14 protein-coding genes are annotated in these 16,398 nt (G+C 62.4%); 10 read left to right on the forward strand and 4 right to left on the reverse strand.

Annotated features, from left to right (window positions below; all coding sequences use genetic code 11):
• Window positions 1-58: 58 nt before the first annotated feature.
• Window positions 59-616, reverse strand: a complete 558-nt coding sequence (locus tag KY459_05080) for a hypothetical protein (GenBank protein ID MBW3564076.1) — start codon at window positions 614-616, stop codon at window positions 59-61.
• A gap of 740 nt (window positions 617-1,356) precedes the next feature.
• Window positions 1,357-4,575 carry a carbamoyl-phosphate synthase large subunit gene (carB, locus tag KY459_05085; GenBank protein MBW3564077.1) on the reverse strand — a complete coding sequence of 1,073 codons (3,219 nt, stop codon included), beginning with the start codon at window positions 4,573-4,575 and terminating at the stop codon, window positions 1,357-1,359.
• A gap of 59 nt (window positions 4,576-4,634) precedes the next feature.
• Here carB and KY459_05090 point away from each other — a divergent pair, with 59 nt between their 5' ends.
• Both KY459_05090 and KY459_05095 read left to right on the forward strand, forming a co-directional pair.
• On the forward strand, window positions 4,635-5,111 hold the full coding sequence (locus KY459_05090; protein ID MBW3564078.1) for a hypothetical protein: 477 nt from the start codon (window positions 4,635-4,637) through the stop codon (window positions 5,109-5,111).
• The gene (locus KY459_05095; GenBank protein MBW3564079.1) at window positions 5,104-5,604 is read left to right on the forward strand and encodes a DUF1232 domain-containing protein; all 501 of its coding nucleotides are present in this window, start codon (window positions 5,104-5,106) and stop codon (window positions 5,602-5,604) included. Before KY459_05090 ends, KY459_05095 begins: the two co-directional genes overlap by 8 nt.
• Here the strand turns inward: KY459_05095 and mgtE are convergent, their stop codons facing one another.
• Both mgtE and KY459_05105 read right to left on the reverse strand, forming a co-directional pair.
• On the reverse strand, window positions 5,605-6,981 hold the full coding sequence (gene mgtE, locus KY459_05100) for a magnesium transporter (GenBank protein ID MBW3564080.1): 1,377 nt from the start codon (window positions 6,979-6,981) through the stop codon (window positions 5,605-5,607).
• A gap of 89 nt (window positions 6,982-7,070) precedes the next feature.
• The gene (locus KY459_05105; protein MBW3564081.1) at window positions 7,071-7,523 is read right to left on the reverse strand and encodes a hypothetical protein; all 453 of its coding nucleotides are present in this window, start codon (window positions 7,521-7,523) and stop codon (window positions 7,071-7,073) included.
• Window positions 7,524-7,950: 427 nt separating this feature from the next.
• On the opposite strand from KY459_05105, the gene KY459_05110 reads away from it, so the two are divergent.
• From KY459_05110 to mraY, 8 genes are all read left to right on the forward strand, one after another.
• Complete coding sequence (locus KY459_05110) at window positions 7,951-8,355, forward strand: hypothetical protein (GenBank protein MBW3564082.1); 405 nt, start codon at window positions 7,951-7,953, stop codon at window positions 8,353-8,355.
• A gap of 148 nt (window positions 8,356-8,503) precedes the next feature.
• The gene (locus tag KY459_05115; protein MBW3564083.1) at window positions 8,504-8,956 is read left to right on the forward strand and encodes a division/cell wall cluster transcriptional repressor MraZ; all 453 of its coding nucleotides are present in this window, start codon (window positions 8,504-8,506) and stop codon (window positions 8,954-8,956) included.
• Window positions 8,957-8,962: 6 nt separating this feature from the next.
• Window positions 8,963-9,898 (forward strand): 16S rRNA (cytosine(1402)-N(4))-methyltransferase RsmH, encoded by a 936-nt coding sequence (gene rsmH, locus KY459_05120; GenBank protein MBW3564084.1) that lies wholly within the window; start codon window positions 8,963-8,965, stop codon window positions 9,896-9,898.
• Between the two features lie 237 nt (window positions 9,899-10,135).
• Complete coding sequence (locus tag KY459_05125; protein MBW3564085.1) at window positions 10,136-10,477, forward strand: hypothetical protein; 342 nt, start codon at window positions 10,136-10,138, stop codon at window positions 10,475-10,477.
• Window positions 10,474-12,264, forward strand: a complete 1,791-nt coding sequence (locus KY459_05130; GenBank protein ID MBW3564086.1) for a penicillin-binding protein 2 — start codon at window positions 10,474-10,476, stop codon at window positions 12,262-12,264. Before KY459_05125 ends, KY459_05130 begins: the two co-directional genes overlap by 4 nt.
• Window positions 12,261-13,748 (forward strand): UDP-N-acetylmuramoyl-L-alanyl-D-glutamate--2,6-diaminopimelate ligase, encoded by a 1,488-nt coding sequence (locus KY459_05135; GenBank protein MBW3564087.1) that lies wholly within the window; start codon window positions 12,261-12,263, stop codon window positions 13,746-13,748. The genes KY459_05130 and KY459_05135 overlap by 4 nt, the downstream gene beginning before the upstream one ends.
• Before the next feature lie 184 nt (window positions 13,749-13,932).
• Window positions 13,933-15,303, forward strand: a complete 1,371-nt coding sequence (locus KY459_05140; protein ID MBW3564088.1) for a UDP-N-acetylmuramoyl-tripeptide--D-alanyl-D-alanine ligase — start codon at window positions 13,933-13,935, stop codon at window positions 15,301-15,303.
• Window positions 15,303-16,391, forward strand: a complete 1,089-nt coding sequence (mraY, locus tag KY459_05145) for a phospho-N-acetylmuramoyl-pentapeptide-transferase (protein MBW3564089.1) — start codon at window positions 15,303-15,305, stop codon at window positions 16,389-16,391. The genes KY459_05140 and mraY overlap by 1 nt, the downstream gene beginning before the upstream one ends.
• The last annotated feature ends 7 nt before the right edge of the window (window positions 16,392-16,398 follow it).

A 16,398-nucleotide genomic window follows, 5' to 3' on the forward strand; every position in this document is an offset into this window, starting at 1 on the left:
CGGCTGAGATCGGAGTACCATCTGAGGCGTTTTCGGAGGAGGAGAAAATCATGGCTGATCAGAACGACAACGGATTGATTGACAAAGCGAAGGATGCGGGAGAGAGAGTCGTCGACGCTCTCGAGAGGGCGGGACACATCGCTGCTTCCGGAGCGAAGTCCGCATATGAAACCGTCGAGAGCACCGCTCGCACCGTGAAGGATAAGGTCACGGGCGAAGGGAGCTCGAGCAAAAAACCCGCGCGAAGAAAATCGAAGAAATCGACGCGCAAGAGCCCGGCGAAGAGATCTGCTAAAAAGTCGACAAGAAAGAGCCCGGCGCGTAAGTCCGCGACGAAGTCAGCGGCCCGCAAATCCGCGAAGAAGTCCGCCGCCCGCAAGTCCGCGAAGAAGTCAGGCGCCCGCAAGTCCGCGAAGAAGTCAGGCGCCCGCAAGTCCGCGAAGAAGAAGTCGGCCCGGAAACCGGCGAAGAAGTCCGCCGCCAGGAAGTCCGCGAAGAAGTCCTCGAAAAAGAGCGCGCGGCAACCAGCGAAGAAATCCGGCAGAAAATCAGCGACCCGGAAAGCGACCAAAAAGCGATCGACGAAAAAGACCGCACGGAAGAGTCCGGCGCGCAAGTCCGCAAAGAGCACTCGCGCTCGAAGAAGGTGAGAGGGTTGCAGGTTTGAGGTCGGAGGTTGGAGGGGCGCTGCGCAGTCGCCGCCGATGCAGGCTGCCCTGAGCGGCACCGGTGACTCACGAGCCCCCGCCCAGATTCTTCGCCCGCGCTTCGCCGGGCTCAGAATGACGAATGTTGTGTTTGTGAAGCGACGATCCTCGACGAACGTTTGCTCTCGCGAAACCCACCCCGCCTCGTCATCCTGAGCCGCCGAAGGACGGCGAAGGATCTGGCGGCAGGCTCGTGACTGAATGACGCGGAAGTCATCACGTCGATTCACGACCACCCCGCCCGGATTCTTCGCCCGCGCTTCGCCTCAGAATGACGAGTGGTGTGTGTTGCGCGATCTGAGCGGCGATGCCGAATCCGTTTGCAGAAAGTTAACAATTCGGAGGCTTGACATTTTCCGGAATTGATCCTAGCTTAGAGCTGACATCGACAGCTGCACAAAAAGCCGGGGGCGTAAGCCCCTTTTTTTGTCTGGCTGGAGCGCAAAAAGGCGGACCTCGGCGTACCGCCTTTTTTGTTATCAGGACGATCTTTGGAATTCGAGGCGGGGGATGTCGTGGTCGCCCACGTTAGTGGTCGATGACACGACCTTCCAGGCCTCGAAGCTCATCGTGGTGCAGTAGGGTTGGGTGGAGAACGGGGGTGGCGGCGCATTCCGGGTGAGGGGCGCCGCCACCGCTCGTTGTTTTTTCAGTTTCGATGGGAAGCGATCTCCTGCAGCGGGCGGAGCGTGAGTCGTTTCGCCTGTTTTTCCCGAATCCCCTCGACGCATGCGATCGCTGCCGAAAGGGTGGTGATGCACGGGATCGACCTCTGAAGCGCGATCTTCCGAATGTAAGTGTCGTCGTAGTGAGCGTGACGGCCGAGCGGAGTATTGATGATCAGATCGATCTCTCCATTGATCATCCGGTCGACCACGTTCGGGCGTCCCTCGTGAACCTTCAGGACGAGATCCGCGGCGACTCCGACCGACGCGAGATGGTCGCGGGTTCCTCCTGTGGCGATCAGTTTGAACCCGAGCTCGACGAGATCGGCCGCGACCCGTCCGATCTGCTGCTGGTCGGGATCGTTGACCGAAATGAACGCTCTGCCGCTGGTCGGCAGCTCGGTTCCCGCACCGAGCAACGCTTTCGCGTAGGCCTCTCCGAACGTCGACGACACGCCCATGACCTCGCCGGTCGACTTCATCTCGGGTCCGAGCACGGTGTCTTCGTGAGGAAATTTGGCGAAGGGGAAAACCGGCGCCTTGACGAAGTAGTCGTCGAGCGCGACCTCCGAGGTGAGCCCCAGCTCCTCGAGCGTCTCTCCGGCCATCACCCGGGCGGCGAGCCGCGCGAATGACACGCCGGTCGCCTTCGATACGTACGGGATCGTCCGGGAAGCACGTGGATTGACCTCGAGCACGTAGATCTCGCCCGCGTGAATTGCGAACTGAACGTTGACCAGCCCGACGACGTCGAGTCGTTTCGCGAGCTCGACGGTGTGGCGTCTGATTCGTTCCTGGTCTTCGGGGCTCAGTTTCCAGGGGGGAATGACCGTGGTCGAGTCACCGGAGTGAATCCCCGCTTCCTCGATGTGCTGCATGATGCCGGCGAGCACGACGGTCTTGCCGTCGGAGATGGCGTCGACGTCGACCTCGATCGCATTCTCGAGAAAGCGATCAATGAGCACTGGCCGGTCGGGGGATGCCTCGACCGCTTCGGCCATGTATTGCTCGAGGGTTTCGTCGTCGTAGACGATCGCCATCGCCCGCCCTCCGAGAACGTAAGAGGGGCGGACGAGAACGGGATATCCGATCTCATGAGCAACTGTGCGGGCCTGCTCGATGTCGGTGGCGATCCCGTACTTCGGAACCGGAATGCCGGCTTCGTCGACGAGCCTGCCGAAACGCTCACGGTCTTCTGCGAGATCGATCGAATCCGTGGGCGTTCCCCACAGTGTCACCCCCGCCTTTTCGAGACCCGCGGCGAGCCCGAGAGGAGTCTGTCCCCCGAGCTGCACGATGACCCCATCCGGCTTTTCGCGGTGAACGATCTCGAGGACGTCCTCGAGCGTGAGGGGCTCGAAGTAGAGTCGATCCGATGTGTCATAGTCGGTCGACACCGTTTCGGGATTGCAATTGACCATGATGGTCTCGACGCCGGCCTCGCGCAGAGCGAGCGCGGCCTGGACGCAGCAGCAGTCGAACTCGATTCCCTGGCCGATCCGGTTCGGCCCCGACCCGAGGATCATGACCTTTCTCCGGTCGGTCGGATCGGACTCGTCGAACTGCTCGTAGGTCGAGTACATGTAGGGGGTCGATGCTTCGAATTCGCCGGCGCAGGTGTCGACTCTTTTGTAGACCGGCCGGACGCCGAGCTCGTGGCGCAGAGCGCGGACGTCGGACTCCTCCTCGTCCCGGAGGCGCGCGATTCGCTTGTCCGAAAAGCCGAACCGTTTCCACCGCCGCAGCTCGGCAGCAGCGGGCCTGCTCGAAGCCGACCGCTCGATTTCCGATTCGACCTCGATGATGCTCGCGAGCTGTCGAAGAAACCAGCGGTCGATCTTCGAGGACTCGTAGATCTTCTCGAGATCGATCTTCTGACGAATTGCGTCCCCGACGGCGTAGATCCGCCAGGGAGTGGCTACGCCGACCTTTTTGAGGAGCTCCTCTTCGGTCAGGTCCTGAAACCGGTATCGAGGGTCGAGCCCGGCCGACTTCGTTTCCAGCGACCGCAGGCCTTTCTGTAGTGCCTCGGGGAACGTCCTGCCGATCGCCATCACCTCACCGACCGACTGCATCGAGAGCCCGAGGCGCGGCTGGGTGTGGCGGAACTTCTCGAACGCAAACCTGGGAATCTTCACGACGACGTAGTCGAGCGCGGGCTCGAAACAGGCGGGCGTCTTCTCCGTGATGTCGTTCGGGATCTCGGCGAGCGTGTAACCGACGGCAAGTCGGGCGGCGATCTTCGCGATCGGGAAACCGGTCGCTTTGGATGCGAGAGCCGAGGAGCGGGATACGCGGGGATTCATTTCGATGACGACCCGGCGCCCGGTTTCGGGATCGACGGCGAACTGAATGTTCGAGCCTCCGGTCTCGACTCCGATCGCGCGAATCACCTGAATTGCCTCGTCCCGCATCGCCTGGTATTCGAGATCGGAGAGAGTCATCTGTGGCGCCACGGTGATCGAGTCGCCCGTATGGACCCCCATCGGATCGAGGTTTTCGATCGAGCAGACGATGATGACGTCATCGTTTGCGTCGCGCATCAGCTCGAGCTCGAACTCCTTCCATCCGAGCACCGACTCTTCGATGAGGACCTTGTGTACGGGAGAGAGTCGGAGGCCCCGCTCGACGATCTCGCGAAGCTCTTCGACGTTGTACGCGATGCCACCACCGCTGCCTCCGAGCGTGAACGAGGGGCGGACGACGAGCGGATAGCCGATCTCGACCGCGAGCGTCACCGCTTCGTCGATCGATCCGACGTGCCCGGAGCGGGGCACCGCAATCCCCTCAGCCTCCATCGTCTCCTTGAACAGCTGCCGGTCTTCGGCGCGTCGAATCGTGTCGTAGCTGGCTCCGATCAGCTCGGCTCCGGTCTCCTCGAGTACGCCCATCTCATGGAGCGCGATCGCGAGGTTCATCCCGGTCTGTCCACCCACCGTCGGAAGGATCGCGTCGGGCCTTTCCATCCGGACGATCTCGGCGACGACCTCGGGCGTCAGCGGCTCGATGTAGGTCCGGTCGGCGAGACGCGGGTCGGTCATGATCGTCGCAGGGTTGGAGTTGACCAGAATCACGCGGTAGCCTTCTTCGCGAAGAGCCTTGCATGCCTGCGTGCCGCTGTAGTCGAACTCGCACGCCTGACCGATCACGATGGGTCCACTTCCAAGGATCAGGATCGATTCAATGTCGTTTCGTCTCGGCATCTCGGCGCGGGGATCATAGCAGGGTGCCCCGGGAGCCATTCTTGCTTCGGAGCAGACGCGTGACCGACAGGCTCGTCAACTGGGAAGCGCTGGAGCTCACCGTCGACGGAGCGAAGCTCGAGCGGATCGCCCAGCGGCGGATCAAAGCCTCCGGAGCGCCCATCGAAAAGCTGCGACTCACCTTCGCCGATTCCCTGTTGCGGGTCAACGGTTCGTACCGGAAAGTGATCGCGATTCCCTTCGAGGTCCGGATCGAGCGGCTCGAGACCAGAGGAAAGGAGCTGGTCGTCCCGATCGGTTCGATTTCCGCGGGAGGTCTTCCGGTACCGAAGATCCTTTCCTCGTTGATCGAGGCAGCGGTTGCCGATGGCGCAATCCGATACGATGGGAAGAGGGTGGTGATCCGACTGGACCGATTCTTGCCAGATTTCGTAGATGTCGAGATCGCCGAGGCTCGGATCATCAGAAGCGGTCTGTTCATTCGGACAGCGAGTGGTGGAGCCGACCCGCCGGAACCCGGAGGAATGAATGTCTGACGACCCTGAAATCATCGAGCCGGAAGTAGAGACGTCGATTCGTGCCGACCTGGACGAAAGCCGTGCGAACCGCTTCTACGATCGGATCAGAAAGAGGATCCTCCGCACGGTCGAAATGCGCGGCACGAAGCTCGGCCGGAAGGGTGATTTTCTTCTGCTCGCCCCCGATGTTTTCATCCTTCTTTTCCGACTGTTCAACGACGATCGCGTCTCGGCAAAGAACAAGGCACTCCTCGGTTCGGGTCTCGCCTACTTCATCTTTCCGCTCGACGTCGTTCCGGAGGCCATCTTTGGTCCCATCGGCTTTCTCGATGATCTCGTTTTCGGCGTCTACATTCTGAACAAGATGCTCACCGACACCGACGAGGAGATTCTCAGACAGCACTGGAGTGGCGACGTCGACCTGCTGGCGATGATCCGGAAGGTGCTGATGTCGGCCGAGAAACTGGTCAGCCGGCAGTTCGTCGATCGGATCAGGAAAATCGTCGGCTGATCATCCCCGGAGACGAAGCGCCAGAGTCGCGAGGCCGAGAAACGAGAAGAAGCCAGCCACGTCGGTCAGCGTCAAAACGAAGATCGACGAAGAGACCGCCGGATCGAAGTCGAAGCGCTCCAGGATCAGCGGGATCAGACTCCCGAGCGTGCTCGCGATCGTCATTGCAGCCGTCATCGCGATCATGATCAGGCCCGCGAGCAACGGGTCCCTCGTCCAGATCAGAACGATCACCGCCGCGAGCAGACCGTTCGCCAGCCCGTTCATCAGTCCGACCAGCAGTTCCTTCCACACCACCCCCAGCCCGGTCCTCCACTGAACCTCCCCGAGTGCGAGCGCCCGGACGAACACCGTGAGGCTCTGCATTCCGGCATTGCCGCCGAGACCGCCCACGATCGGCATCAGCGCTGCCAGGATCGCCCAGCGCCCGATGGTACCTTCGAATAGAGAGATGACGGCCGCGGTAAGGAATGTCATGACGAGATTCACGACGAGCCACGGGAAGCGCGAACGGAAAGCGGATCGCGCGTTGCTCGTGATCCGTTCGCTCACGGCGACGCCGCTCAGATGGAGCAGGTCTTCCTCGGCCTGTTCCTGAATGACGTCGATGATGTCATCGACCGTGACGACACCGAGCAGCCGGTTCTGCGAGTCGACGACCGGGATCGAGAGGAGGTCGTACTTGGCAACCAGACGTGCGACCTCTTCCTCCGACGCGTCCACCGATGCGCGTACGACACTTTGCAGCCGTACCTCGGAGAGCGTCGTTTCGGGATCCGCCAGGATGAGGGTTCGCAGCGACAGAACGCCGTTCAGATGATTCTCCGCGTCGACGGTGTACGCGTAAAAGAAAGTGTCCTTTCTCGGATAGGAACGAAGCTGGTCGATTGCCTGCCCGACGGTCATCCCTTCGTCGAGGGCCAGGAAGTCGGTCGTCATCAGCGAACCGGCAGTGTCCTTTTCGCCGGCGAGAAGTGCCTCGAGACTCGCGCCTCGTGATGTTCCGAGACGCTCGAGGATCGCCGCGAGCCGTTCCTCGTCGAGCAGGTCGAGCAGGTCGGCAGCATCGTCGGGCGCGGAGGTGCCACAGACCGAGGCGAGCGTTGCGTCACTCATCTCGCCGAGCAGCTCGGTCAGATTCGTCTGGTCGACCTCGAGAAGCACCGCCCCCGCCTTGCCCGCGTCGATCAGAAGATTGATGAACCGGTCGCGATCCTGAGGGAGCAGCATCGGAAGAATGGGCGAGAGATCGGCGGGGAGTGTCTTGTCGATCACCTTCCGCAACTGCGGCGTCGCGTTGTGACGCAGAAGGCGCGAAATCAGCTGGTGATAAGACCGGGACGAGTGAGTCACCGGCTGACGAGGCGAGCGTTCCATCCGCGGGTCACGGTAATTGAAACGCAGTACCGGCGCAACGGGCCGGAGCCCCTGGATGCCCCATGCTTCCAGCCGTGCGACTGTGCTGCTCAGGTGACGGCGATGGACCCTTTCGCCGAAGCAACCGCACGTTTCCCGGCATCGAAGACCTGGACCGAATAGTCGAACTTCGATCCGGCCGCCGAGCTGCGGATCTGCCCGGTGAAATGCCGATGCGGCCTGTAGCCCCTCGGTACTTTCGACGAAAACTTCGATTTCGCGACAGGCTTCTTTCTGCCGAACTCGATCAGCACGTTCTTGACGATGACGTCGGTTCCGTGGTGGTAACGGAAGTCCCATTCCACCCCGTCGTCGACCGCGACCTCGAGCTGCGGCGGGCGGACCAGGAGCCGAATCTCGCCGTCGTCGCTGAGGACTTCGATCCGGATCGTGTGTGTCCTGATCTCGAGCGAAGGATGAACCGACTCTTCGTGCTCGCGATCAGCCGATGCCGGGGGCGCGGCGGATCCGTCGGCGTGGGCCGCCCGTTCCGGCACCGGCATGAATGAGGTCGGCCGGGGACGTTCTCCTCCGGTCGAGATCCATCGCGCGAGCTTGGGAGCGGGCTTCGGCGTCGGTACTCGCGTGCTCTCCGGCAGCGACTCGGATGAGACGGTTGCCGCGGTCCTGTCGGATCCCTTTGCGCCGGTCGCTGCCGGCGGTGTGCCCTTTCGATTCGATGCTCTCGGTCGAGGCGCTTTCGAGCCTGGCCGGCGGCCGGGCTTTCTCTTCGCTGCCGATTTCTTCGCGGCTTTTCGGGAAGCCGGCTTCGCCTTCTTCGCGGCGGAGGGCCGCGACTTCGTTCGCGACTTTTTCGCGACTCCCTTCTTCTTTGTTGCTTTCCTCGCGACTTTCGTTTTCCGGGCGGCGGCCTTCTTCGAAACGGCCTTCCGGGCTTTCGACCGGGCTGGTTTCTTCCGAGCAGGCGCCTTGCGGGCCGGCTTCTTCCGCCCGGGCGCCTTCCTGGCCGGCTTCTTCCGAGCAGGCTTTTTCGGGGCGGGCTTCTTCCGAGCGGGAGCCTTCCGAGCCGGCTTCTTTTTGGCCGGGGCCCGCTTCTTTGCCGGCTTTTTCCTCGTGGCCGGTTTTCGCTTTCGTGAAGTGGCGCCGCTGGATCTCGTCGTGGCTCGTCTACCGCTCGACTTGCGCCCTTGCGCCTTTGAGGGTGTCTTTCGAGCCGATCTGCGGGTGGTTTTCGCCGACGAACTGGTTTTCCGAGACTTTTTCGCGGTTCTGGACCGTGTCCCGCCGGAGCTGCGAGTCTTACCCTTTTTGGTTGCCATTGAACTCCCGGCTCCCGTGCGCCGACCTCTGGGCTCGGGCCTCGGGGCGTTTTGAAGTGCCCGAAATATAGCACGGCCGGAGAGGGAACCGAAAGCGGGTCGAGTGGCGGGAAGCCCGTATTGTGGACGATGGTGGACTTTTGTGGACTGTCGTGGTAATTTGGCCGTCATTCGGGTCGGTTCGGGACTCGATCGGTGAAACGGTGGAACTGAGCGAGCTCATGGGGCATGCCCCGGCCAAAGTCGATGCGAAGGGGAGGATCAAGATTCCCACGGCATTTCGCTCGATCATCGAGGAGAGATACGGAAACGAGTGTTTCATCACCTCCTTCGAAGGCGACAAGGCCCTCCTCTACCCGATTCCGGTCTGGCGCGAGTTCAATGCCCGTCTGGCAAAGGTGCCGAGCACATCCCCTTCGAAGCGCAAGCTGATGGAGCGGGTGCACTACTACGGCCAGACCTCCACGATCGACGGACAGGGAAGGGTGCTCCTGCCGGCAGTTCTCCGCGATCGCGCGGGACTCGACGGGGAAGTCGTCGTGCTCGGAAGCAGTGATCATCTGATCGTGTGGAGTCAGGCGGCGATCGATCAGCGGATGAGCGAAGACCCGCTGACGGATGAAGACTACAGGGAGCTCGAGCTTCACGGGGTGTGATTCCCCATGACGCACGAGCCGGTTCTTTTAAAAGAGGTTGTCGAGCTGGTCAGACCGGTGGCCCCGGCCGGAGTCATCGTCGATGCGACGGTGGGCCTGGGTGGGCACAGCGAAGCGCTGCTGGAGCGCTGGCCGGAAGCGGAACTGATCGGCATCGACAGGGATCCGATGGCGCTGGAAGCGTCGGCGGATCGACTCGGGCGGTTTGGAGATCGGGTGAGGTTGATCGAAGGACGGCACGAGCTGCTCATTGAGATTCTGAAGTCTGCAGGAGTGAAGCGGATCGACGCGCTGGTCGCGGATCTCGGGGTGTCGTCGATGCAGTTCGACACGGCGGAGCGCGGCTTTTCGTTTCGCCAGGACGCGCCTCTCGACATGAGGATGGGTCGTGAAGGGCGGACGGCCGCGGATCTGGTCAACGAGCTGCCGGAGCAGGAGCTGGCCGGGATTCTCCGGAAGTACGGGGAGGAGCCGAAGGCGCGGGCGATCGCCGCCGCGATCGTGCGAGCGCGTCGATCGGAGCCGATCAGGACGACCGCGGCTCTCGCGGCGATCATCCGGGAAGTCAGCCGCCCGGCGCGCAACAGGATCGATCCAGCCACGCTGACGTTTCAGGCGCTTCGCATCGCGGTGAACGAGGAGATCGAGGGGCTGGCCGGGTTCGTCCGGGACGGAGTCGAAGTCCTGGCGGCCGGGGGTCGCATCGGGATCATCTCCTTTCATTCGCTGGAGGATCGCGCGGTGAAGCAGACGCTGCGGGAGCTCACGGGGGAATGTCGATGTCCTCCGAGGCTGCCTGAATGCGTTTGCGACCCGGTGGAGCGCGTGAGTCTGGTGGAGCGGAAGGCGATCAAGGCCTCGGCCGAGGAAGTGGATCGCAATCCGAGGTCACGGAGCGCACGGCTTCGGGTTGCCGAGCGACTGCAGATCGAGGAAGCGTGAAGTTGCAGAGAGTGAGTGTGACCGCACGAGAGTCAGGGTGCGGTGCTTCAGGGAGCCGGCAGTTTGCGGAGCCATGAAGCAAGGGTGAAGGTCCGGGAAGGGTTGGGTGTGATCACGATCGGATCGAGCTCGGGAGGGGTGGAGCGTGTGTGGGTGGGTGTGTGTGGATAGCTCGGACGGGCGTGTGCGTGAAGGCAGGCCTTCATCCTTGTTTCATGGTTCGGCCAGGGGAACGGGATGTACGCACAACAGAAGGCAATTGACAATGTTCACATCGTACGGGAGCGAGACCGGCAGAGGTTTCGCGAGCTGCTCGCGGTGTGCTCGCTCGCGATTCCGATCGGAATCTTTCTGCTTCTTTTCTCGTGGCAGAACATTGAGGTAATCCGGCTCGCACGCGAGGCGACGGTTCTCCAGGAGATGCGCTCGGAGCTGGAGCGGGTGAATCGCAGGCTCGCTCTCGAGATGGAGACGCGTACGGCACTGAGTGACATCAGCCGGCGGGCCGGGGATCTCGATCTTCAACCGGCGGACTCGGTCGTCGTCGTCAGGATCGAGTCCGGAGCGGACACACGATGAGTCTGCAGCGGAAGCGGATGATCGTTCTGTTCGCGCTTCTGACCGTTTGGGCCGGTGGCGTCGTGGCGCGCCTCGCCTGGATTCAGCTCGCGCGGCACGACCACTACGTCGCCAAGGCGGCGCGACAGCACGAGCGGACGATTCAGCTGACACCGCTGCGAGGCTCGATCTACGACGCGCGCAGCCGTCTTCTCGCGGAGAGCGCGGCAGCCCCCTCCATCTACGTCGATCCCCAGGCCATTCGGAATGTCGATCTCGACGCGGCCGCATTGTCGCGGATTGGAGGGATCGGACTCTCCGAGGAAGCGCTGAGAGACCGCCTGAGCGGGTCGAATGAATTCGCGTGGGTTGCACGACAGGTGGACACGGGCACGTGGGACCAGGTACGGGCGCTGTCGATTCCGGGGGTCCACTCCGTCGAGGAGCATCGCCGCGTCTATCCGAATCGCAGTCTGCTCGCCAATGTTCTGGGGATCGTCGGCGTCGATGGAGGAGGGTTGGGCGGACTCGAACATTCTCTCGATCGATTCGTGCGCGGCGAATCCGGTGTGATGACCGTGATTCGCGACGCTCGTCGCGGGATGTATCTGCTCGACGCGGACACGAAGGGGGCGGTCGACGGCTACGATCTGAGGCTGACCGTGGACGAGGTCATCCAGCACTTCACCGAGTCGGCCCTCGAACAGGGCGTGCGGAGCTCGGGCGCAAAGGCCGGCGTGGCAATCGTGATGGAACCGCACAGCGGTGCGATCCTCGCCATGGCCTCGGAGCCTTCCTTCGATCCGAATGATTACGGGCGATATCCGCAGTCGTCGTGGCGTAACCGCGCGGTTCAGGACATCTATGAACCCGGCTCGACGTTCAAGATCGTGACTGCCGCGGCGGCGGTCGAGGAAGGGGTCGTGACCCCGTCGCAGCTGGTCGATTGTGGCGAGGGAAGAATCGATGTGGCGGGAGTGACGATCCGTGACCACGGTGGCCATCAATACGGAATCATTTCTTTCGAGGATGTTCTCGTGAAGTCCTCGAACGTAGGGACAATCCAGGTGGCGATGGCACTCGGACCGAGGCGATTGCACGATTACGCGAGAGCGTTCGGCTTCGGAGAGCAGACGGGGCTCGAGTTGCCGGGCGAAGCCGCGGGGATTCTGAGACCTGTCGATCGCTGGTCGGGTGTTTCCACGGCTTCGATCGCGATTGGACAGGAGATAGCGGCAACCCCCCTGCAGATGCTGATCGGAACCTGTGTCATCGCGAACGGAGGTCTGCGAGTGGTCCCACGGATCGTCGACCGCGTGAGCGATGAAAATGGCCAGACCGTCTATGAGCCCGAGCCGATCGAGCCCGTTCGAGTCATCTCGGAACGGACGGCCGCGCTCATGAACGAGATGCTCAAGGCGGTCGTCGATCGTGGGACGGGAGCAAAAGCTTCGCTGTCGAACCACAAAGTCGCGGGAAAGACGGGCACTGCGCAGAAAGCTGTCGGAGGCCGTTACTCGGACACCCTGTCGGTCGCGTCGTTCACCGGCTATGTGCCGGCAGATCGTCCGCGGATCGCAATTGTCGTGCTTCTCGATGAGCCTCAGTCGTCCCAGTACGGAGGGGAAGTCGCCGGCCCGGTCTTCCGAGCCATTGCGGAGCAGACTCTTCGCTACCTCGAGGTGGACTCGGCGCAGCCGGGCGAACGAAGGATGCGGATCGAACGTCCGATTCGAATCGCGGCCACCGTCGAGGCGCCTGCCGGTCGAACGACGCTCGCGCGGGGAGACGGTGGGGTCTCGCGATGAAGTTGTCGGCCGTACTCGCCGCGATCGAAGCCGAACATCTCTCGGGTCCGGCTGACGTCGAGATCTCTTCGGTCGAGTCCGACTCGCGCCGGTGCTCGAAAGGGAGCCTGTTCGTCGCAATCCGTGGATTCGAGCAGGATGGCTCGCAGTTCGTCCCCGCAGCCGCCGAGCGGGGCGCGGTCGCCGCGCTCGTAGAGACGGAGATCGGCCCCGTCGATGGCGTTTCGATCTGGAAGATGCCGAACGGCAGGATTGCGCTCGCTCGAGCGGCCGCGGCGCTGTTCGATCACCCGGCGGAGAAGCTCCGGATCATCGGCGTGACGGGAACATCCGGCAAGACGACGATCACGAGAATGATCGAAGCGATTCTCGACAAGACCGGTGATCCGGTCGGCCTGATCGGAACGATCGAGTATCGCGCGGGAAAAGTTCGCGAGGTGGCGGATCGCACGACCCCGGATGCGGCGGTGCTCCAGGAATGGTTCGCGCGCATGGTCGACGAAGGGGTCGATCGCGCGGTGATGGAGGTCTCTTCGCACGCGCTCGCTCTTCACCGGACGCTCGGGGTGACGTTCGCCGCCGCGGTTTTCACGAATCTGTCGCGGGACCATTTCGACTTTCATGCGGACTTCGAGGATTACTACGCCGCGAAGAGACGGCTCTTCGATCAGATTCCGGAGCAGGGCCGCCTGGCAGTCGTCAATCTCGACGATTCGTACGGCCGGCGCCTGATCGATGAGATCGGAATGGATCGCTGTCTGACGTTCGGCACCGGCCGGGAAGCCGCCATCCGGCCCGCCGGCGATCTGACGATCTCGACCGACGGGATCCGCGGCCATCTCGAAACGCCCCGGGGCCGGGTCGCCATCGAGTCTCCCATCCTCGGAATGCCGAACCTCTACAACTGGATGGCGGCGGTCGGGGCAGCTCTCACGGTGGATGTCGAGATACCGGTGATCGAGCGCGGGATCGCCTCTCTCGAGACGATTCCCGGACGGTTCGAGCGGGTAGGCTCGGGCTCGCCCGAAGCACCGGCAGTCATCGTCGACTATGCCCATAAGCCGGATGCGCTCGAAAAGCTGATCCACGCCGTCCGGGAGCTCGCGGAGGGGCGGCATGTCTGGGTCGTTTTCGGCTGCGGCGGCGATCGCGACAAGGGGAAGCGCCCGCTCATGGGAGAGGTCGCGTCGCGGCTCGCCGACCGCGTCGTGATTACGAGCGACAATCCGCGCCGGGAAGATCCGCGCGCGATCATCGACGAGATCGTGCGCGGCTGCGGAGCTCGCGACAAGATCGAGATCATCGTCGAGAGGCGTGAAGCGATTGCACGCACGATCCATGAAGCGCCCTCCGACGTGGTCATTGTGATCGCGGGGAAAGGACACGAGGACTATCAGGTCGTCGGTGATCGAATCGAGCATTTCGACGATCGTGAAGAAGCAGAAGAGGCATTGGCCGGAAGAAAGAATTCTGTTAATAGATAATGAAAATTGTGATAAAAAGTCGTAAGATATCGTGTATCCGGTCTCGCGATCTTCCGGCTCCGTCGTCGGATGGGTGGGCGAGAGCAGGTGCGGCGATCGTCAGGCAGTCCCGAGGGAAGGGGACGATCGTGGCGCACGGACGGCGGGGCCGGGAGATGGCGCGACTCGCGCAGTGGGGTCAGCCATGGCCAGCCTGACCTTTGCCCGCATAGCGGAGCTGACGGGTGGGATCGTCGACGCGGGCGGCGAGGTCGAGACCACCCGAGTCGTGATCGACAGCCGGGAGACCGACGAGAGCTCGGTCTTCTTCGCCATACGAGGGGAGCGCCATGACGGACATACCTTTCTCGACTCGGCGCTCGAGCGGGCGGTAGGAGCAGTCGTCGACCGGCCCGTCACGGCACCGCCTGGAAAGGGAATCGTCCGGGTCTCCGACACGACGACGGCACTGCAGGCGCTCGCGACCGGGATTCGTCGGGCGATCGATCCTCAGGTTGCCGGGGTGACGGGCTCGGCCGGGAAGACCACGACCAAGGAGATGCTGGCGACGCTGGTCGAGACGGAGCGCCGCACCTGGCGAACCGCCGGTAATTTCAACAATCACATCGGATTGCCCCTCAGTCTCGCCAACTCGCCGGACGACACCGAAGCGATCATCGCGGAGATGGGGATGAGCGGTCCCGGCGAGATCGCCCTGCTGGCTCGGATCGCGGAGCCGGATCTCGGCGTTTACACGACGATTCAGCCGGTGCACATCGAGTTCTTCGATTCGATCGACGGGATCGCGGCTGCGAAGCGCGAACTGCTCGAGAACATGCGTCAGGACGGCACGGTCGTCATCAACGCGAACGATCGCCGAGTCGTTGCGATTGCGGAGGGCTTTCCGGGACGGATCGTTTCCTATGGAGTCGAAGTCGAAGCCGACTACCTGGCCGAAAACCTGCAGCTCCGCGGACTGCTCGGGTCGACTTTCGATCTCGTGTCGGAAGGGGAGACGCGTCCGATCGAGCTGAGCCAGCCCGGCCGGTTCAATCTCGAGAATTTGCTCGCTGCGATTGCCGGAGCGCGATCGCTCGGCATCAGCTGGGACGGGGTGATGAAAGGTATCGGGCGAGTCCGGCCCGCCAGTCACCGGGGAGAGCTCGTCGAGATCGATGGCTACACCTTGTACGACGATACCTACAACTCGAATCCGCACGCCCTCAGCAGTGCGCTGGAGTTGCTGGCGAAAGCCGACGCGAAGGGGCGCCGGATCGCCGTGATCGGCGACATGCTGGAGCTGGGGCGGAACGAGAAGAAGTTCCATTACGACGCCGGCAATCTGGCGCCTGCGTCGATCGATGCGATCGTGGCAGTGGGGGAGCGGTCGAGGTCGGTGCTCGAGGGTGCGATCGATGCGGGGTTCGAGCGAGCGAATCTGTTCCATTTCACCGACGCGGTGAGTGCGGCGGAGTTCCTGAAGACATTTCTCGGCGAGGATGATCTGGTTCTTCTGAAGGCGTCACGTGGAATCGGACTCGATCGCGTGATCGAGATTCTTCGAGGGAACGGCTGATGCTTTATTACCTTCTCTTTCCTCTTCGAGAGTTCATCTCCGGGTTCAATGTCTTCCGCTACATCACGTTTCGAACAGCGTGGGCGGCGCTGACGGCGCTGGCCATCTGTTTCGTGATCGGGCCATACCTGATCCGCCAGCTCGCCCGGATCAAGGCGGGGCAGTTCATCCGGGAAGAGGGGCCGAAGTCGCACCAGACCAAGTCGGGAACACCGACGATGGGCGGCATCCTGATCGTGCTCGCGATTCTGGTCCCGACGATTCTCTGGGCCGACATCATGAATCCGTTCATCTGGATCATTCTGTTCGTCACGGTCAGCTATGCCGCGATCGGCTTCTATGACGATTTCCAGAAGATCGCGAAACGGCAGAATCTCGGGTTGACGACGAAGCAGAAGTTTTCGCTTCAGATTCTCGTCGCCCTGATCGCGGCGCTGATGATGGCGTATCTGCCCCAGCTTCGGGAGCAATACAATCCCAACCTGACGCTTCCTTTCTTCGCCGATCTGGTGATCCCGCTCGGGGTCTTCTACATACCGTTCGTCGTTCTGGTTCTCGTAGGTGCGTCGAACGCGGTGAATCTCACCGACGGCCTCGACGGGCTCGCGATCGGATCGGTTCTCGTCGCTGCGGGGACGTATGCGGTGCTCAGCTACGCGGCGGGCAACTTCACGGTCTCCACCTATCTCCGGATCGCCTCGGTTCAGAATGCCGGTGAGCTGGCGGTGTTCTGCGGGGCCATGGTCGGGGCTTCGCTCGGGTTTCTCTGGTTCAATGCGCATCCGGCGAAGGTATTCATGGGCGACGTCGGCTCGCTCGCGCTCGGCGGTGCAATTGGTTGTATCGCACTGATGATCAAGCAGGAGATCCTGCTGGTGCTCGTCGGCGGTCTCTTCGTCCTGGAGGCACTTTCAGTGATCATTCAGGTGATCGCCTTCAAACTGACCGGGCGACGGGTCTTTCGAATGTCGCCACTGCATCACCATTTCGAATTGTCGGGCTGGAACGAGACGCAGGTCGTCGTCCGATTCTGGATCATCGCGATCATTTTCGCGTTGTTCAGCCTGTCTACGCTGAAGTTGAGATAAGGCTTCG

It is taken from the genome of Acidobacteriota bacterium (assembly GCA_019347945.1).
Taxonomy (GTDB): Bacteria; Acidobacteriota; Thermoanaerobaculia; order Gp7-AA8; family JAHWKK01; genus JAHWKK01.